The organism is Prevotella sp. FD3004, assembly GCF_000746155.1.
In the GTDB taxonomy this organism is placed as follows: domain Bacteria; phylum Bacteroidota; class Bacteroidia; order Bacteroidales; family Bacteroidaceae; genus Prevotella.
The window spans coordinates 294,382-319,663 of sequence record NZ_KN050820.1 but is presented as its reverse complement, the minus strand read 5'-3'; the positions used below and the strand labels follow the sequence as shown (position 1 = coordinate 319,663).

The 25,282-nt window shown below is 44.7% G+C and carries 14 protein-coding genes; 6 read left to right on the top strand and 8 right to left on the bottom strand.

Translation table 11 applies throughout. From position 1 onward, the window contains the following. Positions 1 to 3: 3 nt before the first annotated feature. From T325_RS11815 to T325_RS12635, 6 genes are read right to left on the bottom strand one after another with little or no spacing between them, the layout of a single operon-like run. Positions 4 to 828, bottom strand: coding sequence for a DUF3823 domain-containing protein (locus tag T325_RS11815; protein ID WP_036914267.1), 825 nt, complete (start codon positions 826 to 828; stop codon positions 4 to 6). A 32-nt stretch (positions 829 to 860) separates the two neighbouring features. Continuing rightward, on the bottom strand, positions 861 to 2,921 hold the full coding sequence (locus tag T325_RS11810; protein ID WP_051949880.1) for a RagB/SusD family nutrient uptake outer membrane protein: 2,061 nt from the start codon (positions 2,919 to 2,921) through the stop codon (positions 861 to 863). Between the two features lie 27 nt (positions 2,922 to 2,948). Further along, on the bottom strand, positions 2,949 to 6,098 hold the full coding sequence (locus T325_RS11805) for a SusC/RagA family TonB-linked outer membrane protein (protein WP_036914264.1): 3,150 nt from the start codon (positions 6,096 to 6,098) through the stop codon (positions 2,949 to 2,951). Between the two features lie 21 nt (positions 6,099 to 6,119). Beyond that, entirely contained in the window at positions 6,120 to 7,571 is a 1,452-nt protein-coding gene (locus T325_RS11800; RefSeq protein ID WP_197051347.1) for a glycoside hydrolase family 76 protein, read from the bottom strand. Between the two features lie 20 nt (positions 7,572 to 7,591). Next, a complete protein-coding gene (locus T325_RS11795; RefSeq protein ID WP_051949879.1) occupies positions 7,592 to 9,064 on the bottom strand; it encodes a carboxypeptidase regulatory-like domain-containing protein in 1,473 nt (490 codons plus the stop codon). A 15-nt stretch (positions 9,065 to 9,079) separates the two neighbouring features. Then, entirely contained in the window at positions 9,080 to 9,397 is a 318-nt protein-coding gene (locus T325_RS12635) for a carboxypeptidase-like regulatory domain-containing protein (protein ID WP_081911218.1), read from the bottom strand. A gap of 209 nt (positions 9,398 to 9,606) precedes the next feature. On the opposite strand from T325_RS12635, the gene T325_RS11790 reads away from it, so the two are divergent. From T325_RS11790 to T325_RS11780, 3 genes are read left to right on the top strand one after another with little or no spacing between them, the layout of a single operon-like run. Next, positions 9,607 to 12,084 carry a hypothetical protein gene (locus tag T325_RS11790; RefSeq protein WP_051949878.1) on the top strand — a complete coding sequence of 826 codons (2,478 nt, stop codon included), beginning with the start codon at positions 9,607 to 9,609 and terminating at the stop codon, positions 12,082 to 12,084. A 53-nt stretch (positions 12,085 to 12,137) separates the two neighbouring features. Further along, positions 12,138 to 14,783 (top strand): GH92 family glycosyl hydrolase, encoded by a 2,646-nt coding sequence (locus tag T325_RS11785; RefSeq protein WP_036914259.1) that lies wholly within the window; start codon positions 12,138 to 12,140, stop codon positions 14,781 to 14,783. A gap of 5 nt (positions 14,784 to 14,788) precedes the next feature. Continuing rightward, positions 14,789 to 18,028, top strand: a complete 3,240-nt coding sequence (locus T325_RS11780) for a GH92 family glycosyl hydrolase (protein ID WP_036914256.1) — start codon at positions 14,789 to 14,791, stop codon at positions 18,026 to 18,028. Here the strand turns inward: T325_RS11780 and T325_RS11775 are convergent. Beyond that, positions 18,025 to 19,050 (bottom strand): glycosyltransferase family protein, encoded by a 1,026-nt coding sequence (locus T325_RS11775; RefSeq protein WP_036914253.1) that lies wholly within the window; start codon positions 19,048 to 19,050, stop codon positions 18,025 to 18,027. The genes T325_RS11780 and T325_RS11775 overlap by 4 nt on opposite strands. Before the next feature lie 79 nt (positions 19,051 to 19,129). Here T325_RS11775 and T325_RS11770 point away from each other — a divergent pair, with 79 nt between their 5' ends. The 3 genes from T325_RS11770 to T325_RS11755 are packed head-to-tail and all read left to right on the top strand — an operon-like array spanning position 19,130 to position 23,779. After that, positions 19,130 to 20,944: an aminotransferase class I/II-fold pyridoxal phosphate-dependent enzyme gene (locus tag T325_RS11770; protein WP_036914250.1), complete on the top strand. Its 1,815-nt coding sequence runs from the start codon at positions 19,130 to 19,132 to the stop codon at positions 20,942 to 20,944. Continuing rightward, positions 20,941 to 22,716, top strand: coding sequence for an NAD/NADP octopine/nopaline dehydrogenase family protein (locus T325_RS12955; RefSeq protein ID WP_081911216.1), 1,776 nt, complete (start codon positions 20,941 to 20,943; stop codon positions 22,714 to 22,716). Before T325_RS11770 ends, T325_RS12955 begins: the two co-directional genes overlap by 4 nt. Next, complete coding sequence (locus T325_RS11755) at positions 22,688 to 23,779, top strand: acyltransferase family protein (RefSeq protein WP_036914247.1); 1,092 nt, start codon at positions 22,688 to 22,690, stop codon at positions 23,777 to 23,779. Before T325_RS12955 ends, T325_RS11755 begins: the two co-directional genes overlap by 29 nt. Here T325_RS11755 and T325_RS11750 read toward each other — a convergent pair. Then, positions 23,754 to 25,205, bottom strand: a complete 1,452-nt coding sequence (locus T325_RS11750) for a lipopolysaccharide biosynthesis protein (RefSeq protein WP_036914244.1) — start codon at positions 25,203 to 25,205, stop codon at positions 23,754 to 23,756. The genes T325_RS11755 and T325_RS11750 overlap by 26 nt on opposite strands. Positions 25,206 to 25,282: the final 77 nt, after the last annotated feature.

Here is a 25,282-nt window from a genome sequence, read left to right as displayed (position 1 = left end):
ATGCTATGGAATAATGACTTCAAAAGGTTCGCTGTAGTTCCAACGACGGGTACCACTGCCTCGTGGAGTATCATAGTTGATGCGGGCTGCTGCACGCACAAAGACGTGACGGCCAGAAGGAATGGTCTGTCCATTGGCAGAACGAATGGTGATGGGCTGTCCCTCGAACTCGTCGAAACTATCACCTGCATAATTAATCTGACTAGACCAGCGCTGGTCGCGGGCACGATACCCAACACTCGATGACATCGAAACAAATAGCTGTATATCGGTGACATTGGTGAAGTCGTCGCTATAGCCGCCCATTGGCTCAATCAGATTGCGGAACTCGTCTTTCGTAATGCCGCGGCTCACTCTGACTTTGGCTGTAATCTGACCGTTTGATACAGATGGAGTCTCTACAAATTCTACTTTCAGGAAGGGATGTACCTCAAACTTCACTTTGGTAGTACCTGAGATGTCGCCGTACCAGGTATCGTCGGAAATGACAGTACCATCGTCGGTGTCGCGATAGATGGGTACAAACGGTCCGTCAATACGTATGTTATAATTTCCTTTAAAGACCTTGGTATTGCGGAAAGTGCCATCTGGACGACAATAAAAGTCTGGATTATGGTCTACATTATCACCATAACTAAGCTCTGTAAGACGGACACGAATGCCCTCAGAACCTTGATCAGTCAATACGGGATCGCCAGTCTTGGCATCAACCACAATACCTTCAATGGTCTCACCAGGTTCTTCATAGTTGTCAATCTCAAAGGCGTCGCATGAGCTGAGCAAGAACGCCGCTAAGAATAGGTGTAAATAGCATTTTATTATTTTCATTGTTTATGTCATTTATTTAATTAATCATTATATTATCTGTTGGGCTGCTGATCGATGACAGGACTCTTTGATACCTCGCCACCAGGGATAGCAAAATAGTAGTCGATGGCATTGAACTCGCACTCGTTCTGACCCAGATACTGGTAGTGGTAGTCGAAGAAGTATTTACCCGACTGGGCAGACATGTAGGGATAGAGACCGTGGAAACGGTATCGGCTGTTATCACTATAAGAATCCTTATCACGTGTGATACCCCAGAAGCCATCACGGTTGTCATAGTCCTGCACGCGCCAGCGACGTAGGTCGTACTTGGTCTTCTGTTCAAAGGCCAGTTCCTTGCGGCGCTCCTTGCGTACGATGTTACGACTCTTTTCATTGGAAGTGAGATTGCTGGTCATGACATTAGCACCAGCACGCTCCTGAATAGAGCGAATAGCCTCGCTAGCTATAGATAGCATGTCGGAACCGTCAGGTGAACTGATACCCTGAAGAGAAAGTTCAACAGCGGCCTCTGCATAGTTGAGAAGCACCTCTGCATAACGCATCAGGATGAAGTGCTGGTCGCAGACACCTTCGCCGCTACGGGCATCGCTACCCTGATAGAGCCATTTGCGAGAGTACATACCAGTTACACCACCCTCTGCCCAACTATAGAAGGGACCATCGGCACCAGTGGCTTGCGTAGTCACACCCTTTACATCAACAGTCTCAACAGTACCCTGATTGGGACACATAAAGAGAGTCTTTGGCTTGTCACTATAGGCTTTAAGAGTCTGAGGGCCTTTGCTGGCATTACCATAAGAGTAATCGGCACTAGGATCGGTAGAGAACAGTGGCTTAATAGGTTCTGATCCAGTATAGATGCCCTGACGGATTTCAATGACTTTTCCACGGAACACGTCGCCAGGTACAATGACCTGAGCACGAAGACGAGGTTCGGCATTCTTGAAGAAATCAAAAGGATTATCGTAAAGTATATAGTTGCCCTGAGCATCCGTTGTCTTGATTGAACCATCTGCGTTTACAGGGATACCGTCGAAGAGCGAGATAAAGTCGGCTGTAGGACAGGTTCCACCTGACAATGGTGAGTGGATGGTACAAGGGGTGTTGTACGAGTCGTAAGAGTGTACATAGGTTGGATAGCTATATTCACGAGTCTGAATGTTCTCAGGACTGTCAGAGTCAGAGAGCATGTTAACCATCGACTGCATGATAGCATCCTTGTTACCAGCCTCCCAGCCTTTCTTATAGAGTGAATATCTACCGCTGTCGATAATCGCTTTGGCAGCCAAATAGGCCTCTTTGAACCACTGGTTGGCCAGATTATTGGCTTGACTATCTTCAAAGCCCATAACACGAATACCTGTCTTCTGACCAACGCCTGTAAGATGACCAGTAACGGTTTGATTATATTTGGCTATACATGCGGCATAGAGGGCGGCTTCCGATTTCCACGCTAGAGCTATATACTTATTGGCATATCCGTCTTTCAGACTGATTGGCCCCATCAGTTCGGCAGCCTTGTCGTAATCGGCCAGAATCTGTTTCCAGGTATCCTCTTCACTTGAACGTGGAACCTCTAGCTCGTCGCTTTCTGCAGGATAGTCTATGACTTTCGTTACCAAGGGAATACCACCATAGCGTCGAGCCATAGCGTAGAAAATGGTGGCACGACAATAATATGCATCGCCAAGGTACTGATTCAGAGTTGGCTCTGGCAGACTGCTGGCTGTGGCGGGAAGATCGCGAATGAGTTGATTGATCTGGCGTAAGGTTTTGAATGCCTGACTCCAGTAGGGATTACCCTCACCACGCCATGCGTTCATGAAACCTTCACGACCTACACCCTCGCCGATACCCTCGGTACCAAAGCTTACGAGCCAACCATTGTTGGTGAAACCCTCGCTAAAGCGATATTTGAAATCCTCGAAGGGCATGTTGCTATAGATGTTGGCAAAATAAATATCAAGGCCGGACTCATCGCTAATCAACTGGTCCTCGGTAACCACATTGTTAGGTGGCACATCGAGACCAACACATGAATTAAACAGAAGGGCGATGCCGGCTGTCATGATGAATAATATCTTTTTCATATCTTATTTTAACTAAATATGTTCAACTTAGAATGACAATTGCAGACCAAAGGTGTAGGTTTTATTCAGAGGATATAAACGGCCGAGGTCGCTATCGGGGTGCTCTGGGTCTACGAACTTAACACCAGTAAAAGTGAGCAGGTTGTAAGCATTGGCATAGATACGGAGCGACATGCCATTGAGCGACTTCATCTTAGGCAGGGTATATCCCAGCTCAACGCTCTTCAGACGCAGATAGGCTGTGCTGACACGATTAAACTCAGAGTTTCCATAAGGATTGTGGTTCGTATAGGCATAATAACCAGATACCCACTCCTGTGTAGGATCCCATGGATCGGCTGTTGGGTCAACCGGATGCCAACGATCCCAGAACTGCTCGAGCGTACCACCTGCAGCCGCCTCGTAACCCCAGATACGATAGAGAGGCTCCTCGTAGCGCATGCTACCCATGGCTGATCCCTGGAAGAGAATGTTGAGGTCGAAATTTCGCCAGCTAGCATCGATGTTGAACGAGTAATTCATCCATGGTGTCTGGTCGTATGCGAAAGGATGCTCATCGAGACCGTTGATTTCGCCGTCACCATTCCAGTCTTCATATTTGTAATCACCAGGTAATACATCACGCTCATGATAGATGTCGTAGTTCCAGATGTCCTCCCAGCTGGTGAAACGACCTGCTGAAGTATATCCGAACTGCACGCCCTGGTAACGATTATTCAGATTGTCGTGACGCCATTTGTCGTAGCTGTTGGCATAGGTGGCGTTCTGAACGGCAGTGAGATATTTATTGCGTGTCAGACTGAAGATACCTTTCAATCCATAGTTTACCTCGCCAATACGATTGCGATGCGAAATCTCGAGTTCTACCCCCATGTGCTGGTCGCTGTTGGCATTGAGTCGAGGTGCATCAGCACCGATAACTGTAGGGAAGTCGCCTGGCTGCATGTAGAGACCAGTACGCTTACGGATGAAGTAGTCGAAGGTGATGCCCAGCTTACCATCCCATGCGGAAAAGTCGAAACCAATGTTGAAACTCTTAGACTTATACCATGAGATTGACTCATTAGGCATGGCTTTTGGTGAAGCACCATAGATAAACTGTCCACCAAACATCCATCCGGGAGCATAACCATTATACCAGCCCTTGTTGCCATCGCCGCTACCGCCTGAAGGATAAGAGTAACCAGCAACCCAGTCGTAAGATGCACCAGAGTCATCACCCATCTCGCCATAGCTGGCGCGAACCTTCAGGTTTTGGATGAAGTGCAGGGCATCGATATTTTTAAAGAAGGGTTCCTCGCTTACACGCCAACCGGCACTAGCAGAAGGGAAGAATCCCCAACGATGATCTGGGGCGAACTGTGAGCTCCCGTCGTAGCGGAACTGACCCTCAACAAGGTAACGGTCGGCATAGTTGTAGTTGAGTCGTCCGATGAATGAGTTGTAGTTGGCTGCGTGGATATCGCCAGCGTTGGCATTACCCACCTGACCTTCGTCAACGCCATTAAACAGATAAGGGCTGTTGAAGGCAAGATTCCGACGAGCATAGAAGCCATCGTAAACCTTCTGTTGAGTCTCCAGACCAATCATAGCGCCTATAGTATGTGAAGATATGGTGCGATTGTAGTTCAGAGTGAACTGCATCAGCTTCTGTGTGTTGTCATAATGCTCTTTACGTAGTTGGGCAGGTGAGCTACCTGAATAAACTTGTTGGATATAGCTGTCTGTTATAGGATCATAGGCATATTGGTTGTACTGCCGGCGATAGATTTCGTTCTTGTCCATGTGGAAATCGTAGGAATACATGGCGCGGGCAGTAAGACCTTTCAGTGCGTTGACATACTTGCCGAAGTCGAATGTGAGTGTGCCTTGGGTCAGCATCTGGTAACGCTTGTATTTCCTGTATCCACTGATGTCGCTTGTCATCTCGGCAACGGCATTCTCTCCCAAATCCAGATTCTGATAGTTGAGCATGGTGTGCTCTGGATCTGCATAAGCTGCTGCGAGTGGACCTTGACGCCAGTAGTTGCGGATGATGTCGGTTGTCGATGTGTAGGGGTTGTTGCGATTGTCGAGCATGCCGTTTATCTGCAGTTCGAAGTCTAGGCCTTTGACTATTTCGGCATTGATCTTCGACGTGATGTTGAACTTGTCATAATTCAGGTCGCCACTCTTTAAGAAGCCTTCCTGATAGAGGTAACCAAGACTGACAAAGTACTGCATCTTGTCTGAACCTCCACTGATGGTCATGTTGTGATTCGTCTCAGGGGCCGTTTCTGCAAAAATCAGGTCGTTCCAGTTGGTGCCCTGTTTGGTGCCATTGCGATATTCATCAATGGCCTCTTCTGTAAACATAGGAGCGCCACCATCGATATTATTCTTCTTCAATTCATTCATCAGAGTCATTGCACGAACGGGATCGAGCAGTTTGGGCATACTTTTAGGTGCTTGGATTGTGAATGAACCGCTATAGCTTACTTGCGTCTTGCCCATACCTCCTTTCTTGGTAGTTACGAGCAGTACTCCGTTAGCAGCACGCAAACCATAGATGGCAGCCGAGGCGTCTTTCAATACTGATATATCCTCAATGTCGTTGGCATTCATGCGCTGGAAATCCTCAACAGAACGGGGCACACCGTCGATAACGATTAATGGAGCCCCTAAACCGCGTACATCGAAGTTGTTACGGTAGGTTCCTGGTTCAGAACTCTGCTGCCACACACGGACACCGGCGATGCGGCCAGTGAGCATGTTTTGCGTATTCTCATTATTGGTTTTCAGCATCTCCTGACCACGTAAAGCACTTACAGAACCAGTGATAGACCCTCGTTTCTGGGTACCATAACCTACTACAATGACATCATTAAGTTCTGAAACATCCTCGGTCATCGTAATATTGATAGTCTGTCGATTCTGTACATTCTGGCTCACTGCCTTCATGCCGATATAGACGAAATCAAGTGTGCCGTTATCTGCTACAGAAATAGAATAGTGACCGTCAAGATCGGTAACTACAGCAGTTTTTGTTCCATGATAGGTTACTGTGGCTCCAATAACAGGCTCATTATTCTGGTCGGTAACTTTTCCTTTTACGGTGATGATACTCTGTGCCTGCAAGCCAATGCTGAAAACTGCAGAAAGCAACAGAAGTATACATTTTTTAGTTGTAAAATTCATATTGTTGTTTTATTTTAGTTATTATTGTAATACTGAACTTACCAGCATGCCATACTCAGAAGCGTATGCAAAGGCCACTAAGGCACGTACGTCATTCTGTGCATCATTATTACTCCAACCTCCTGTAAGTCCGCGAGGCAGTGTCTTATTAAGTAGGAAGTTGTCCCATGCATAGTCAAGGTTAGTTTGGAATGTTTCGATTCCTTCTTTTGTATCTACTCCAATTTCACCAGCAGAAATCCATCCACGCATCAGTACATCATCGAACCAGCGACTGAAGTTACTGTATGCATAATCCCAATTGCCTTTTGAATTCTTTTTGGGAAAGTACGAGAATGTGTCGTTATAAAGTTTACGGGTGTCGTCTAAGTAACGGGTGTCGTGGGTAAGAGAGTATAGGTCGGCTCCACCGCTAACCATCGTACCACTATTATAGGTGTGTTTCGTTCCTCCTGCGCCTGTACCTGGATTTGAGATACGATACTGTACTCCATCTACAACTTCATATCGGATATTGTTGTTTGCTCCAACCATGTCTAGATATATGCCATCCGATGCACGAAGATTATACTGTTGCCACTCGTATATCTTCTTTGCCATCATCAGGTAATAATCTGCTTTTGTAGATGTAATATCCTGACGCTTCCCGTCTGCACTAATAGTGCGATACGTAATCTTGTCGGATTTCCCTTGGTAATACTCTGCCAGCCATACAAGTGGAGATATGAAAGGCCCATTGCTGCAAGCATGTTTGGTGCAATATGATGGGCCCCATGTGATGCCGCCAACTTCATTACCCCAAGTGTTTTGTTTATCATCAAGGCACCAGTCCCAACCGTCAAGAACGTAGGCTGTGAGATATTCTGCCTTATCTAGATATTTCTGCTCGCCAGTGGCTTTCCACGAACGTAATAGTTCGCGGATAATCCACTGCTGATCGTCGTATACGTTCTGGTCGCCATCTACTCTGGCACCACCTTTCATACTACCACGATGTACACCGTATACAGTCCATTCTTGATTATTTAGAGTATAAGATGTTAGTTTGAAGGTTCCTGCATAATACTCCAGACCGTCATAGAGTTTCTCAAGCTGGGCTTTATATTCAGATGCCGTTCCCTGTTCTGGCTTCTTTCCTGCCTTTGTCAGAGAGCTATACCCCTCAAGGATACTATTGCAAGCTTCGATAGCGGCTGTATATGGCCATACATCTGCTTCGCCAGAGGGCTTGTCTGTTGACGGATTATACATATCGGCCATTTTCATTTCACCACTAATATAATGCTGCATGGCAGCATCAAATAGGATGGTTGCTCTTGTGAGATTTCGAACGCTAATATCGTTATTCTCAACGGGCTGAGGAGTAACGGGCGTGTTAGGGCTATCTGGTAAAATGTCGTTGTTGCTACCGCAACTAGCCGTTGTGGTTATGGCAATGACAAGGCTAGCCATAGTCAGAATTCCTTTTTTCATTTTCTTATTCATATTATTGTTTAATTCAAGTCGATACTATAGATGGTTACCTTATTCTCATCGCCATTCTCCTCGCCCTTATAAACAGCAAGAACAAGTGTTACGTTCTTACCTTTATATTGTGAGAGATCGAATACGAATTTTCCATAGTTCTCAGGGTGTCCTGTATCGCCATTCTTATGCTTGAACTTGATGGTGCCGTCGGGGCCCTCTGCCAGTTCGTCTACTTTCGAATCCTTAGTAGGCTGGAGATATTTCACGTTCATATCATCTGTGATGGCAATCAGTTTGTAGTATGTTGGATAATCACCGAAGTTGCGTGCACGGAGGGTAAATGTCTTATTGTTATCATCGATAGCGAACTTGCTATAGAGATAGCTCTCGGCTTTCGATGTGCTGACAATACCGTTGCCACCACGTGTTTTGATGGTGTAACCCTCGTTAGTGAACACGTCACAGTCCTTGGTGATTGACGTCATACCCCAGTATGCAGCTACGTGCCCTGTCTTATTCCAGTCACGATATGCCCATACATATTCATCACGATCCTTACGTCCATCGTAGGTGCTTATTCCTGTAAACGACTTTCGCTCGTTTGGCATAGTACCACGCACCATCTCTTGTGTCAGATGTAAATCTTCGAGTGCATCATTGATAGGACTACCTGGTAACCAAGCAAGACCGTTGGTGGCTGAAGGTGCAAAGCTGATACGACGCAGTACAAGTTGAACCCACTCGCCAGAATAGTATGTTCCTACGGCAATGGCTATGTCTTTGCCAACATACGCACTGAGGTCGAATACAAAGTTCTTGTAGTTGCCATCTTGGAATGAGATGTTGTCACCCAACTTCTTTGCCTGTGGCTTCGATTCGTTTAAGTCTACAACAACTACATTCCATATTGCAGGCCCTTGATGGGTACGGGCAAAGATTGTCATAATCTTATTATCTTCTGTGATATGCTTTCTACCATATATAAACGTGTTAAGATTTTCCAAATCAGGGGAGCTACTCTTACTTTCATCTACTCTCATCGTGGTCCCCTCATTCTGTTCTTCCCAGTTACCCGTCATATCAAGAGTACACATATAATCGACGCTCCAGTCAAATTGAGGATAGTTGTCGGCATTACGACCACCACGATATTCGTTATACATCCAAGGAGTACATGACTTTAAATCGATCAAAGTTAGCCCTGGTAGGATTTCTTCACCGCCCAGCAAAATATCAGGCAGTTGGGCAATACCGTCTATAAAATCGTCAACCTTCACATTTCGTGTCACAATATTATAGTCGGCATACGAGAACGTTACGGAATAATTGTCTAAGGGTAATTGTGATAGGGTGTAAATACCCTCACTGTTTGTTTGAACAGATGTACCACCTAGAGAAACCGAAACTCCTGCTAAGGGTTTTTTGCCGTTTTTTGCATCAAGGATACGGCCAGTAATACGTGCAGCAGCATAACGCAGGGATGTTCTGACGTAAGCCATACCACCAACCCATGACTATGGTGCTACAGTGCAAAAAACAGTCTGATAGTCTGTTTTGCTAAATGAAATAACATGCTTACCAATAGGCACTCCTACTAAGGTGTAGCTACCAGAGGCATCGGTTGTTGTACTTATGTCGGTGTCAATTACCGTCACTAATACTCCTTGTAGAGGTGAATTATGATCATCAACGATGATACCACTTACATCACCTTCTCCTAAATGATTTGCATCATTGTTGGTGTCGTCACTACAACTGAAGTTGATAAACACCATGAAGCATATTGCGAACAAATATGCTACAATCTTTGAGGTCTTGGTTCTTTGATTCATAAAAATGTTTTTTGTTAATTAGCTATTGTTAGAATCCATTTTAATTATTCTCAGAAATCGAAAAAACGAAATCGGATGCAAAAATAGTTTCGCCAACTTAATCAATGGGTTAATTATGGGTTATTTTACGATTAAAAGTGTTAATCCTAGTTGTATTTATCGTTTTTATCCTTCAAAAATGTTACATTTGCACCACCTAATATAACTGTATGCCCAAATTCTACAAAATACTATTGCTTGTACTGATTATAGGCAATATCATTGAATCATCGGCTCAAGGACTCAGATTCTTGAACCCTACCGACTCTATCGATGGCCGAACCTCGTATGTTGTGTTTAAAGGAAAGAAGCCTGTATTTACGCAACAACTGAATATTTCATTTGACCTTCAGATGCCACGAGTGGATGAGGTGGGATATTTACTGCATCTGATAGATGATAAAAGAGGAGTAAACTATAATCTTTTCTATGACGGAAGAGGTCATGATTGGTTTGAGTTTAATGAAGAGGGTAAGACAACTCTTTTCAGAAGTCATTTTGACAAGAAAGCGTTATTAGATAAGGGTTGGGTTAAGTTCTCACTTTGTCTGGACCTTGACAGGAAAAAGATACTAATGACCATAGACGGAAAACAGACACAGGCTCAAGTGGACAACCTGCCTGCTGTGTTATCACCGATGATAGTGTTTGGACGTTATGATTATCTGATCGAAGTACCATCAGCTATTATCAAGAATTTGCATATTCAAGGAGGTGGAGCAACCGATTATTTTTTTCCTCTATCGCAAAGCAGAAGTAATGATGTGTATGACCAGAACCAGCGGAAGGTGGGGCATGTAGACAATCCGTATTGGGTTATCAATGATTGTTACCATTGGCAGAAACTTGTCAGTATGCATTTCTCAAACAATGCCGGAGCCAATTTTCATCCCAAGCGTCATTTGTTTTATGGCTATACGCGTGACACCTTATTTATATATAATGCAGATAATCACGACATTCTTTATCGTGCTTTCTCGGCAGCATGTCCTGTAGATATTAATCTTGGAATGAATTTCATTGATACACGATCTGATAGACTATATACATACGAGGTGTTCAAATATGATCGGCTAGAAGACAGACCGCGTGATGAACCATCTATTGCCAGTCTGGACCTCAACACATTCGAATGGACGCCAGAGTCTTATGACCAATTACCAACCCAACTACATCATCATGGAAATATTCTCGATACACTAAGGAACAGATTTTGTATTTTTGGCGGATTTGGCAGCATGTTATATTTCCGTAATCTTAACATCTATGACATAAAAGAACATCGTTGGGAAGAAGCCAAAACCCTTAAAACATGCACTCCGCGCTATTTTACTTCGCTTGGTATTGATTCGCAGTGCCGTTATGCTTACATCTTTGGTGGAATGGGAAATGAATCTGGTAATCAGTCTGTAGGTAGACGATATTTATATGATCTTTATCAGGTTGATCTGGAAAACTACTCTACCAAACTATTATGGAGTCTTGAACGGGGGAAACAGCAAAATACTGTGCCAGTTCGCAACATGTTTATCATGGGCAATTATTTCTATACGCTCTGCTATCCAGAAGCTCTTTCTGAATCTCACCTCCGACTCTGCAGATATTCACTTACTGACGGAAGTATGGAGATGTTGGGCGACTCTATTCCCATACAGTCAGATAAAATAGCGACAAATGCCAACATCTACTACGATCCCATCGTAGATAAATTCTATGTCTGTGTCCAGGAGTTCACTGATGATATCGCCTCGACAATAACTCTCTATTCCATTCAATTGCCAGTATTGTCTGATGCTGAGTTTGCCAGAGTCTCAAAGCTCCCCATTGATACCAAGTTGGTATATATTGGAATAACGTTGTTCGCAATGTTTGCTGCTGCATTATTCTATTTGTATTATAGACGTTGTAAGCAAAAGAAGTTGGTAAGGTATAATGAAAAACTTGATGTACAAGTAGCGGAGAGTAGAGCAAATGCCATCTATCTTTTTGGTAATTTTACGGCGTTTGATCGAAAGAATAAAGATATTTCCTATCTCTTTACAGACAAGTTGCGTGAACTGACATGCCTGTTGTTCTGGTACAATAAACGAGGTGGCATCTCTTCAAAGCTTATCGGAACGATGCTATGGGGAGATAAGCCTGCAGACAAGGTTAAGAACTCGCGAAGTGTAATCATGAATCATCTAAGAAAGGTGCTTGAAGAGATAGATGGTATCGAACTGGCTTATGTGGATGGATTCTATCAATTCATCATTAAAAAACCTTTCTATTGTGACTATCTGGACTATGAGCATCAGGTAATGACAGAGACATATACAGAACAAAGTCTGTTGAGTATTCTTCGTCGAGGCAAATTCCTGCAATCACAGAACATGCCTACTCTCGATCAGTTTAAATCAGAAACAGAGCGTGTTATGTCGCCAATCATTCTGCGTCTTATGAAACGTACTTATGCTAATAGCGAGCTGAAGTTGACGTTATATCTGACAGAGGTGATGCTCTACATTGACCCTTATCATATTGAGGCGTTCTCATATCAGATGAAAGCACTGAAACGTTTAGGGAAAGTCTATGAGGCCCAGGATATATCAAGGGCTTTCCACGAGGAGTATATCAAGGCATTTGGCGAAGATTTCACTAATAGCTAAAATATCAGTCTGCTCTTCGCTGTCTTTTGGAGATTTTTTCATATCTTTGCAGCATGAAACTAAAAACAATTTTTCTAACCGCATGGATGCTGTTCGCCTCGATGACTGCTGTGGCGCAAGTATGGCAGTTTGTCGATCCGAGAATAGGTAGCGAGGGTGTAGGACGAACGTTTCCAGGACCTTCGATGCCCTTTGGAATGTGTAAACCAGGCCCTGATTGCACAGTGAAGCCAAACGCTGGTTGGGCGAAGATGCCTGAAGTGGTAACAGGTTTTTCGCAAACTCATGTCAGTGGTACTGGTGGTGGGCAGAAATATGGTAATATACTTATCCAACCAGGTGTCGTGCCTCAGCTCAGAGTGAATGAGGAATTTTCATTAGGCTATTATACGACGACTTTCGAAAATGGCATCCGTACAGAGATTACGACATCAGATCGATGCGCTTTCTATAGAATACATTATCCGAAAAATGGGGAGTTGCTCATTGATGCTACCCACTACTTAGGCAAGAACCCTATACCCGATTTGCGTGAGCAGCAACAGTTTATTGGTGGTGAGGTAGAAGTGGTTAGTGCCCATGAGGTGCGAGGCTATTCGCGGGTTCGCGGAGGCTGGAATAATGGCGAAGCCTATACAGTCTATTTCTGTCTGATGAGCGATAAGCCTTTTATACAGAAGAGCGAAAACACAATAGAGTTTACAGACTCTTTGTTAAATATAAAGGTCGGCATCTCGTATGTCAGTGAGCAACAAGCCAAGCGGAATATTCCAGAGTGCGGCTTTGATGCCCAACTGACACAATTGCGCGAGAACTGGGAGGTCTTGCTGAGGCGTGTTCATATTGATGGCACAGACCAGCAGAAGCGTATGTTCTATACTGCCCTTTATCACACGATGCTGATGCCTGTAGATAAAACAGGTGAGAATCCCAAATGGACAGAAAGGCCTTATTATGATGATTACTATGCCATCTGGGATACCTATCGTTCCAGTTCGCCACTCATTACGCTGATAGACGAGAAACGTGAGGCGGATATCGTTAATTCGCTCATAAATATCTATAAGCGAGAAGGTTATATGCCGGATGCCCGTAGCGGCGACTCCAACGGAAGGACTCAAGGCGGCTCGAATGCAGAAGTGGTTATTGCTGATGCCTTTGTGAAAGGTGTAAAGGGTATCGACTATGACTTTGCCCTTGAGGCAATGTTGAAAGATGCCGAAGTGGATCCTGGAGCAGATCATGAGAAGCACGGACGAGGCGGACTGAAGGAGTATTTGGAGTATGGCTATCTGCCCTATGGCGTCGATCGAGCTGGCACACGAACCATAGAATATGCCTATAACGACTATTGTATCGCTCAGGTGGCGAAAGGTTTGGGTCGCATGGATATCCATGATCGGTATCTGAAACAGTCGCAGAACTGGAAAAACCTCTGGCGTTCTGACTATGAATGGGACGACGTGAAAGGCTACATTATGCCAAAGGACGCAAACGGCCAATGGCTCGACTCTGTGCCCTGGGGTAAGTCGAAAGTCTTCCATCCCACAATACCCTACACCCCAGTAACAAAAGTGGCTCCTTGGTATCTGCCTTGGTGGAGTACGTTTTTCTACGAAGCGCTCTCTGCAGAATATTCATTAAGCATCCCTCACGATGTTGAAGGCCTGATTGAGGCTTGTGGCGGGTCAGAGACCTTCCGCAAACGTTTGGATATGTTCTTCAGTCGTAAACGCTATAACGTGGGTAACGAACCATCCTTCCTCACCCCATGCCTGTATCATTGGATTGGTCGCCCTGACTTGACTTCGGATTGTGTCCGTCAGATTATCGCGGAGAATTACAGCGACCAGCCCGACGGACTGCCTGGTAATGATGATAGTGGTGCCATGTCTTCGTGGCTGGCTTTCCATATGATGGGCATCTATCCCAATGCAGGACAGAGCTACTATCTGTTACATGCGCCATTGATTCCAAAATGGACTTTACAACTCACCAATGGCAAGACGTTGCGTGCAATAATTAAAGGCAAGGGTACTCATTTTGAAAAAGTAACGCTGAATGGCAGACAGCTTGATGGCGCTCGCTTAGAACACGCGGACTTGATGGAGGGGGGAGAACTTGTATTCTACATCTCATCAAAGCGACAGGAAAAAGTGCACTCAGACTATATTCCGAGCACACTCGAGCTTGGGCCTGCTATCAACGGGGCGCAGAAAGTCCAGTTTTCCTCGGAGCAAAGTCCTGCTCCTCTCGGAGCAAAACGCCAGTCGTGTACGCCCTTCTATTCAGGAAAGATTGCTTTTACGCTGAACAAGCAGTTCCGAACATGGCCTCTTACCTATCGTTGGCAAGACAATGTGATGAGCGTCTCCTGTAAAGAGGCAATCTATCAGATACCCGAGTCTGTTGTGGAAAATGGCAAAGGCTTCTGTTGGGAGATGCCAGCAGACGGCGCAGAGTATCAGGTACATGGAACTTTTGCGTTCATCTCTCGTCAAGCTCTCCGCAATTTAAAGGAGAATGGCAGTTTTGTTTATGATGGTATTACGTGGCGACTTTTGGATCAAACGAAGGATGCCTTACATGTTCGTGCTGATATTGATCGTACAGAGATGTGGATTTCACCCAATGAAAGACTTCCTTTGGTGCTTGAAATGCGAAATAATCCATTAGGGATTGATTGGAAAATAGAATAGACATCATGAGAAAACTACTACTTGCTACTTTACTATGCATCTGTGCTCTTGCGAAAGCACAGCAAAAAACAAACGAACAGATGGGAGGCGTATATTATGCCTATCCCGTCGAGAAAACAGAACTTGCTGAGGCTCCTGAGGGTTACGAGCCTTTCTATATATCGCATTACGGGCGTCATGGCTCACGTTGGCTGACAAATGACAATAGGTATCTCTGGGTGAACCAGCATTTCGAGGACAAGAAAAATCTTACGAAGTTGGGTAAGAGTGTTCGCAAGCGATTGAAAATGGTGTGGAAGAACGCTAAAGGCAATGGTGGATTGCTAACACCCTTAGGAGTTCGTCAGCATCGGGGAATTGCTCGTAGAATGTTCCATAACTTTCCACAGCTCTTCACGGCCGATGCTCATCTCACAGCCCATTCCAGTACATATCAGCGTTGTAAGTCGAGTATGAATAACTTCGTGTCTGAGCTGCAGTCGCTCAATCCTTCTATACATATCGACCCAGTCACCCGAGAGGAGGATATGGCTTGGATTGCCTATACCTCACCAGAAGAGAAGGCTTTGGAGAATCGCACCAATGTGCCCTTGATGATATCGCCAGACAGATTCATCAAAGCCCTTTTCATGGATCCATCGAAGATAGAGAACCCAACGAAACTGCTTACAGAACTGCATACCATCGCATCGGATATGCAGGATGTAGAGCTCAATGTTTCGCTTTACGATATTTTTACTCCTGAGGAACTGAAGGCGGTTTACAATAAGAATAATCGTAGCATGACAATAGTTCATGGCGACCTGATTGAGAACGAAGGCATCCCTGCTCGTAGTGCCATCTCTCTTTGGCAACGCATTGAGAAAGAGGTGGATGCGGCAATCGTTCGTGGTGGAACAGGGGCAGATCTTCGCTTTGGGCATGATTCTAATCTCTATCGCCTGATGACGCTGATGGGGATAAAACTTCGAGGTGTAGAAGGAGTAAGAACAGAGCAGTATGATTATATGGATAAGATTCTGCCGATGGCGGCAAATCTCCAGATGATATTCTATAAGAATGCACAAGGTGATGTGCTTGTGCAATTACTGCTTAACGAAAAAACTGCAAGCCTTGGCGAATTTGATTATAAGGCTTTTTATAGTTGGAAAGAATTAAAGCAGAAAGTAAATGACAACATCCATTTCTTTGAACATCTTCGCCAACTGAATGCCTTGAACACAATGGTAGGCACAGCTCCTGCTAACACTAAGACAGCAGGTCTGTTTGGCAAAGGTTCTGAGGAACATGGACAAACCTTGCCTGCAGTACTCGTGCCCAATGGTCAGAACTTCTGGACTCCACAAACTCAAGATACAGAGAAGAAGTGCATAGCACCTTATTATTATACTGACTCGCTGTTTCAAGGCATTCGCAACAGTCACTGGATAGTAGGTGGCTGCACTCAGGATTATGGGTCGTTCACCCTTGCTGCACTTAGTGGCAAACTACGTAAAACTCCCACAGAGCGTGCTACACCCTTCTCGCATTCGCAAGAGGTTTCACATCCTCATTACTATGCAGTCCGTCTGCCTAAAGAGCGACTGAAGCTAGAGGTAACTGGTTCTAGTCACGCAGCCATCTTCCGCATCACGCCAGAGGTGGATGGGCCTATCCACATAGTGCTTAATCATAACAGCGACTACAAGGAGGGCTATCTCGAGATAGACAATTTGGCCAAGACCATCTATGGCTACAACCCTGTGCATCGTATCTATCAGGGTTGGGGCGAACAGACCGGTTTCGAGGGCCATTATCTGTTGCAGTCCTACGATGAAATCAAGGATTTTGGTGTCGATAGTCTTTGCGCTTGGTTTACTTTCGATGGCAAGGCTAGTCAGCCTATCATATTGAAAGCAGCCTCATCGTTCACATCAAAAAAGGGTGCCTATAATAACTTTGCCTTCGAGGCAGAAGCCTACGATTTTGACGGTATGATGGCACAGACAGCCCTGCAATGGATAGACCGCCTACATACCATCGATGTAGAAGACACGAATACTGCTCGCGCCAATCAGTTCTATGGTGCGCTCTATCGCTGTTCGTTCCTCCCTCGCGAGATGAGTGATGTTGACGGCACATATCCCAAGTTTGCTGATGGGACACTCCAGACATCAAAAAAAAGGAAATACTATGGCGACTTTTCAATGTGGGATACCTATCGTGCCTTGCATCCGCTCTATACGCTGATAGCTCCGGACAAAGCTGCTGATATGATGCAATCGCTGGTCACCATGTATGAGGAGGGAGGATGGCTACCAATCTTCCCCTGCTGGAACTCCTATACCGCTGCCATGATAGGCGATCATTGTAGTGCTACTTTGGCTGATGCATATATAAAAGGAGTTCGCAATTTTGATGTAGAAAAAGCTTATGAAGGCATGCGGAAGAATGCCTTTGAAACACCCGTTCTTTTGGAGTATAAGAATGGTATGGGGCGTAGAGCGCTTGAGAGCTATCTGAAGTATGGTTATATACCTTTGGAGGATGGCATAAAAGATGCATATCATCAGGATGAGCAAACCTCGCGCACTTTGGAATATGCTTTTGATGATTTTGCTGTAGCTCAACTGGCCAAGGCTTTAGGCAAAAAACAAGACTATACAGAACTGATGCGCCGTTCAGAGAATTGGCGAAACGTAATTAATCCCCAAACGGGCTACTGCGATGGTCGTCATCAAGATGGAATGTTCGAGAACAACACCGACTTTATCCATCGTAAACCTTATATTACAGAGGGAGCTACTTGTCACTATACATGGTATGTGCCACATAATGTGGAGGGACTGGTTGAAACTTTGGGTGGCAAGGAAAAGTTTGAGGCAAGACTCGATTCTATGTTCACAGCAGGTAGATATTGGCATGGTAATGAGCCTTGTCATCAGATAGCTTGGCTCTATGATTATATTGATAAGCGCGAGAAGACAATCGAGCGTGTGACCCATATTCTCGATACAGAGTATAACGACACTCCTGGCGGACTCTCTGGCAACGATGATGCCGGTCAGATGTCAGCATGGTATGTCTTCGCATCCATGGGTTTTTATCCTGTCTGTCCAGCCACAGATCGCTATATGTTGTCTGTGCCTCGTTTCGAGAAGGTTACGTTGAACCTGATGGATGGCAGGTGTTACACTATTACGCCAACATCCCTGCCAGCAGACAGAAACTACATTACTCAAAGCGAGATTACTCGTGGAAATTAATGGTGCTTCTCTGTGCCCGTCCATTTACGGAGGCGACGAGAGAGGGATTTAAGAATATGTTTGAAGTTCCCATAACGCAGGTTTAGAAAAAGTTCTTCGACAGAATTCTGAACCTTTATCCATGGATGGTTCCAGGCGTTGGCTTTATAAAGACGTTCCAGATATTTTTTATTTTCTGCTACAACGGCAGGGTGTTTCAATGGAAACGGCAATTCATGGCGCATCATGGTAAACATTTTGCGAATCCTGTGTGGTGTGGTTTTCAGTTCTGCAGAGAAATGAGTAGAGTCAGTCATCAGTCCGATGTTATTGATCTGATTCTTAGCTGGCATAATCGCCAAGGAGTCGTGCAACAGCATATCTGCCCAGTAAATCGTCTCAAAGTATTCTTTACCACTCTGACTGTGGTCATGAAACATCTGCAAAATATCGCTGCGCAGATGTCTTTCTCTGACGATACGCTCCAGTTGTCGGTGTTTCTCTGGGTCGCGCATAAAGCCATAGTCTGAATCCCAGCGTTCTGCCACTCGTCGCCACGATGCCCACCCCCAGATGCTAAAGGCTGACGTAAAGAAATAGCTATCCTCACAATCAGGTGATACCTCATCAATATTGAACCCTGCAATCATCGAGATACGTTCGTTATTCTCGTATTTATCGAGCATTTCTTTACAAAATGGGAAGAACGATTGTGAAGGCACCACATCATCCTCCAACACGATGACCTTATCTGCCAGTGAGAAAGCCCATTGGTGGGAACGGAAACCAGAAGGATCGCAGCCTTCGTTATGGTCCAAATAGTTACGATGCACCTCGCATTCCCAGTCGATATTTTTATCGCTTGCAATCTCACGACACGCCTCGACATCTGCCTTATCGCATTCACCGCGAGGGCCGTCTTGATAAAGCAACAACTTAGAGGGACGAGCCTTACGTACAGCTTCAAATACTTGCTTGAAAGTGTTGCTGCGATTAAAAAACAACAACAGAACTGCAATATCGGTTTTGGCAGGATGCTTCATATCAACACTTTTTCGCTGCAAAGATACAAATTTTCCCTAAAAAGTTGTACCTTTGCGCCAAAATAAAGCGTAAACCGATATGCAAGCAATCATTTTGGCGGCAGGAATGGGTCGCAGACTTGGAGAATTGACAAAGGATAATACGAAATGTATGGTTCCTGTTAATGGAGTGCGGCTGATTGATCGTCTGCTTGGACAGCTCTCTCAACTCTCTCTGAATCGTGTCATTATTGTTGTAGGGTATCAGGGACAAAAGCTGATAAACTATATTGGCCATCGCTACGACGACAAGTTGAAGATTGAGTATGCTGATAATCCTATCTACGACAAGACAAATAATATCTACTCTCTCTCACTTGTGAAGAACCAGTTAATGGAAGATGACACTCTGTTAATTGAAAGCGACCTCATTTTCAGCGACCGCCTCTTTTCTATGATTCTTGACAATCCCTATCCCAATCTGGCGCTTGTTGCTAAGTACGAATCATGGATGGATGGGACGATGGTACGCCTTGATGGTGATAACAATATAGTAAACTTTGTACCTAAGAAGGCATTTAAATATGATGATGTAGACCACTACTACAAGACAGTCAACATCTATAAGTTTTCGAAAGCATTCTCGCAGCATAAGTATGTACCTTTTCTTGAGGCCTATTGCCATGCTTTGGGTAACAATGAATACTACGAACAGGTATTGCGTGTCATCACTTTACTCGACAACGCCGAGTTGAAAGCTCTGCCTATAGGTAGTGAGAAATGGTATGAGATTGACGATGTGCAAGATCTTGACATCGCTGAGACTATTTTTGCTGAAGACGAGGAGATGCTCCGTCGATTTAACTATCGCTATGGCGGCCATTGGAGATTTCCCAAGATGCTTGACTATTGTTATCTGGTGAATCCTTATTTCCCAACCCAGCAGATGAAAGATGAACTGCGTAGCAGTTTTGACACGCTGCTTACAGAATATCCTTCGGGCATGTTTGTAAATTCTCTATTGGCAGGAAAGTATTTTGGAATCCGTCAAGATTATGTGGTAGTGGGTAATGGCGCAGCGGAGCTTATAAAAAGCCTAATGGAGGATTCTGATGGTAAAATGGGTGTTATATACCCCACATTTGAAGAATATCCGCATCGCTTGAGGACAGAGAATATTGTTGCTTTTTCACCACGGAACAACAATCTGAAATATACAGAAGACGACCTTATCGCCTTCTTTAGTGATAAGAATATACAGAGCCTGTTGTTAATCAATCCCGATAACCCCTCGGGTAACTTTATTGGCATGGAAGGACTTCAGAAGCTGATTGTTTGGAGTCGAGAGTTGGGCGTTCGCCTGATTGTCGACGAGTCATTTGTGGATTTCAGTGATGATTTTGAGCACAATACATTACTTTCCAATGATATTCTTTCTGCAAATCCTCATCTGGTAGTGATGAAAAGTATCTCTAAGTCGTATGGTGTGCCAGGCTTGCGTCTTGGTGTACTAGCTAGTGGTGATACCGAGCTCATCAAGTGGGTTAAGAAAGATATCTCGATATGGAATATCAACTCGTTTGCTGAGTTCTATATGCAGATTTTTGGGAAATACGAAAACGATTACAAGAAAGCGTGTCGCCAGTTTATAGCTGAGCGTCGGCGTTTTGAGGTACAGCTAAAGCAGATACCTTATATGCGTGTATTGCCAACTCAGGCCAATTACTTCTGTATAGAACTTATTGACAAATACTCTTCTACAGAACTCACTAAACTTCTTTTAGCACGCTATAACATCATGATTAAGGATTGTGATTCAAAGAATGGGCTTAAGGGAAGGAATTTTATCCGTGTCTCTGTTCGCAGTCAGGAAGATAACGATCAACTGATTAGTGCTCTGAAAGAACTGGCATGAAGACTAATGTATGTATCTGTGGTGGCGGCAATTTAGGCCATGTGGTGACGGGATTTCTCGCTGCCCATGATAATTGTGAGGTTTCATTGCTAACGCGCCATCCTGAGCGCTGGCAGAAACAACTGTCTATCAATACTCCCGAAGGAATACATTTGCAAGGTTCTGTCAGTCATATAAGTGCAAATCCTGCAGAGGTGATTCCTGAGGCCGATATCGTGCTGCTCTGTCTTCCTGGTTTCTCCATCCGCGAGGAACTACAATTGATTTGTCCATTCCTTAGCACAAAGACTGCTGTGGGCTCCATTGTCAGCAGTACAGGCTTCTTTTTCGAGGCAAAGGCGACTCTTCCTGCTAAGACTCCGTTGTTTGGCTTTCAACGCGTGCCATTCATAGCACGAACCACAGAGTATGGACGCTCTGCAACCTTGTTGGGCTATAAACCAACGTTACATGTGGCCATCGAGCAGACGGAGGAGAAAGAATCTCTTCGCGCTCTGATAGAGCAACTACTATCTACACCGACGGTGCTGATGGAGAGCTTTTATGAGGTGAGCCTTACAAACAGCAATCCCATTCTGCATCCTTCACGTCTTTACACTATGTGGAAGGGCTGGCATGAGGGCGTAATTTATCCAGAACCCTCCTTATTCTATGAGGAATGGACTGATGAAGCCTCGCAACTGCTCATCGATATGGATCGCGAGTTCTTTAAGTTATTAGACGTACTACCTGTTCGTAAAGGCAGCATCCCCACTATTCTCGACTACTATGAGAGTACCGATGCCCCTTCCCTTACTCGAAAGTTACAATCTATCGATGCCTTTAAGGGTATTCATTCGCCCATGAAGCAGGTTGAAGGAGGTTACATCCCCGATTTTGACAGTCGTTACTTCACGGAAGACTTCCCCTATGGATTGTATATCATTCAGAAGTTGGCTAGAGAATATCATATTAATACGCCCATCATCGATAAAGTGATGGCATGGGGGCTTCGTACTCGTTTTAATCTCGAAGGCTCACTTTTACGTCGCCAGCAAATGCGGATGCTCGAGATATTGCTCGAGGTGGATAAGATATGCAAGAAACATCACATACGCTATTGGCTTAGTAGTGGTACTTTGATTGGCGCCATGCGCCACAATGGATATATACCTTGGGATGATGATCTCGATATAGAGATGCTTCGTTCTGATTATGTGCGATTGATGGAGGTCCTGCCAAAAGAGTTGCCAAACTGGCTCGCTCTTCAGAATAGCGATACAGACCCTAATTATTTCTACTTTTATGCTAAGGTGCGCGATCGTCGTTCTCGCATGCTTGAACAGAACGGTTACGACCGCTTGTGGCAAGAGCAGGGCATCTACATCGATATCTTTCCAATGGAACAGCACCCCATCTGGCTTCATAAACTCACAGAGAAGACCGTGGGCCATATGTATAAGATATGGCGTACGAGTACTAATGATAAAAAGGCAATACGTTCTGTACGTCGTATTTTTAATATAAATAATAAAGTCTTATTCCCGATTCTGCGCTTAATCTGTAAAATACTGCCAGGGAAAGTGATTACAAGTGGCATGGGGATTCCCTTCCATAACCCTCGATATATAGATGAGATATTCCCACTTACTACCCATGAGTTCGAAGGTCATCTGTTGCCTGTTCCAGGTAATGCCGATGCCCATCTGCGTCATATCTTTGGTGATTATATGCAACTGCCAGATTTAAACAAACTAACACTTCATGTTGGAAAACTTGAATTCCTCGATTAAGAAGTCACGTATGGGGTGGCTCGATGCTCTGCGTGGCTTTACTATGCTACTTGTGGTTACCAACCATATAGCCCTTAAGTCGTTTGGCATGCAGATCCGTTGGTCAGCTGCCCTCCAGTTCTTCCTGCTCTTCCGTATGCCGTTGTTCTTTTTTATCAGCGGATTCTTAGCCTATAAAGCCAGTCGTGTATGGAACGGACAGACCCTTCGTGAACTATCCTGGAAGAAGTTTAAGGTGCAGATTATCCCTACAGTGGTGTTCTTCCTACTGTACTTAGCCATGATACCCACCGATCCCTTTGCCAAGAGTTTCTCTGATGCGATGGCGTCCTCGATGAAGGCAGGCTATTGGTTCACGCTGGTATTGCTCTATATGTTGCTGACCTACTATGTCTTCTCTTACGCAGAGAGTAAGCTGCGTATCAAGTCGTGGATACCCATTACTCTACTTTTTGTTATTTCATTGGGTTTCTTCGAGACCTGTTATCTGCCTCGCTATTTCTCTTGGGCATTAGGACATAAGGGACCTCAGAACGAGTTTCTCAACTATACCAGTTTAGTTGAGATGATGCGCTATTTTCCTTTTTTCCTCTTCGGAAATATCGTGCATCGTTATTGGGACAAGGCTCAACAACTGATGGATAGTAATTGGTTTTTTCCTATAATCACCATATTGGCTGTGGTTTGTACACTCGATGTCATTGTGTGGCACAATTTGCGACACGAATGGACTTCTTTGCCACATACTTTGGCCATGTTTCTGTTGCTCTCTATGGTTTTTATGTTCTTCAGACACTATCAGGAGTTTTTCTCTGATAAGACAATGGTAGGTCGGAGTCTTCAGTTCATTGGTCGTCGGACGCTCGATATTTATCTGCTTCACTATTTCTTTCTGCCAAAGATGACAGCAGTAGGCGTCTATTTTCAGACCAACCGCCACAACTTTATACTCGATACCACAGCATCGTTTGCGGTTGCCCTGATTGTTGTAGGCTTCTGCATCATTACCTCTCAATTGCTTCGTGTGAGTCCTTTCTTCAAGAAATACCTTTTCGGAAGATAAAGGCCATGATCTCCTTCAGAATCACTGTTCCTGCCAGGCGCATCACAACAAGATAGAGAATGGTGGCCATCACCACCCTACTCAGTAACCTTAGCCAAAGGGCTGATATGCTCTGTGTGGCTAAACCCGTCACTACCATCACTGCTGCTGCTGCCAAGGCAAACGGAATGATGTCTTTCAGGAAAGCCAGAAGACGATAGTTCATCAATCGACGAACAAAGAAATGCCACACAAATACCCATACTATATTTAATAAGGTATAAGCAATCACCATGGTGTAGATGCCTTCTCGCCAAAGACTTACCATCAAGCCTATCTGCAGGATACCTAAAGCAACCGTACTCCACAGATAGATATCGCTGCGATGCAGACTAATGATGGAATCCGTGAGCAGTGTAGAGAGGGGTATAAAGGCGCCACAAAGACAGAGTAGGGGCAACAGCGAAGCCGAGAAAGCCCACTTCTCACCAATGGCCAGCACGATAAACTCATGCGACACCAACCCCAAGCCAAAAAGCAATGGGAAAGAGATAAAGGCAGTAAAGCGCATCATCTTACGGAGTACAGCTAATTGGCGTTCGCGTTCGTCATGCAGTCCGACCAATACGGTCTGGTCTACTTGTTTCAGCATATTCCCCACCAGCATAAAACACTTGGAACTCCACTGATAAGCCTGATTATAGTGGCCAGTATTCGTCTCACCATAATAACGTCCCAGCAACAGATTCATGATGTTATTGTTCACTTGCGTGAAGATGGCAGAGAGCATGATCTTAAAACTAAAGGGGAAAAGTCTTTTCAGGGGTGAGATGAGAGATGAGAGAGGTGAGAGTGTAGGACGCCACTCGCTGAAGTACCATAATAACAAGGTGTTGACAGCAATATACATCAGATACTGTGTGGCGAGGGCCCAATAGCCAAAACCAAGGGCAGCCAGTATCACACTGACAATACTCGATGTCAACGTGGCTGTCATACCACACTGGGCTATCTGCTTTATCTGCATCTGTTTGGTGAGATAAGCGGATTGTGCCATACCGAAACTCGAGAACACAAAGCCTAAAAAGACATAACGGCTCAGGGGAATCAGATCGAGCTTGTCGTAATAATCAGCTATCAGAGGCGCACAGAACCATAGTACTACATAGATAAATGTTCCCGCGAGAATATTAAACCAAAACACAGCATTATAGTCTTCGTGCTTGGGCTCTTTCAGATTAATGAGCGCAGTTTTAAATCCGCTTGATTGTAGTTCGTTGGCTATCACAGAGAATACTGCCAACATCGCCGTCATACCATAATCTGAAGGATCGAGTAGTCGACCTAAGATAATGCCAAAGGCTAGACCGAGCAACTGCTGCACGCCGTTGTTCATTCCGCCCCAGAAGAGCCCTTTCGCAGTTTGCTCCTTCAATGTTCCTGCCATATTCTGCTGCAAAGATACAAATAAGTGATTGAATAACCAAATTCATGTGGGTATTATTCGCTTGAAGATTTTCATTT

Excerpts from the sequence above, each read along its gene's own strand:
- T325_RS11815 (WP_036914267.1), bottom strand. The coding sequence starts at position 828 with ATGAAAATAATAAAATGCTATTTACACCTATTCTTAGCGGCGTTCTTG.
- T325_RS11810 (WP_051949880.1), bottom strand. The coding sequence starts at position 2,921 with ATGAAAAAGATATTATTCATCATGACAGCCGGCATCGCCCTTCTGTTT.
- T325_RS11805 (WP_036914264.1), bottom strand. The coding sequence starts at position 6,098 with ATGAATTTTACAACTAAAAAATGTATACTTCTGTTGCTTTCTGCAGTT.
- T325_RS11800 (WP_197051347.1), bottom strand. The coding sequence starts at position 7,571 with ATGAAAAAAGGAATTCTGACTATGGCTAGCCTTGTCATTGCCATAACC.
- T325_RS11795 (WP_051949879.1), bottom strand. The coding sequence starts at position 9,064 with ATGGCTTACGTCAGAACATCCCTGCGTTATGCTGCTGCACGTATTACT.
- T325_RS12635 (WP_081911218.1), bottom strand. The coding sequence starts at position 9,397 with ATGAATCAAAGAACCAAGACCTCAAAGATTGTAGCATATTTGTTCGCA.
- T325_RS11790 (WP_051949878.1), top strand. The coding sequence starts at position 9,607 with ATGCCCAAATTCTACAAAATACTATTGCTTGTACTGATTATAGGCAAT.
- T325_RS11785 (WP_036914259.1), top strand. The coding sequence starts at position 12,138 with ATGAAACTAAAAACAATTTTTCTAACCGCATGGATGCTGTTCGCCTCG.
- T325_RS11780 (WP_036914256.1), top strand. The coding sequence starts at position 14,789 with ATGAGAAAACTACTACTTGCTACTTTACTATGCATCTGTGCTCTTGCG.
- T325_RS11775 (WP_036914253.1), bottom strand. The coding sequence starts at position 19,050 with ATGAAGCATCCTGCCAAAACCGATATTGCAGTTCTGTTGTTGTTTTTT.
- T325_RS11770 (WP_036914250.1), top strand. The coding sequence starts at position 19,130 with ATGCAAGCAATCATTTTGGCGGCAGGAATGGGTCGCAGACTTGGAGAA.
- T325_RS12955 (WP_081911216.1), top strand. The coding sequence starts at position 20,941 with ATGAAGACTAATGTATGTATCTGTGGTGGCGGCAATTTAGGCCATGTG.
- T325_RS11755 (WP_036914247.1), top strand. The coding sequence starts at position 22,688 with ATGTTGGAAAACTTGAATTCCTCGATTAAGAAGTCACGTATGGGGTGG.
- T325_RS11750 (WP_036914244.1), bottom strand. The coding sequence starts at position 25,205 with ATGGCAGGAACATTGAAGGAGCAAACTGCGAAAGGGCTCTTCTGGGGC.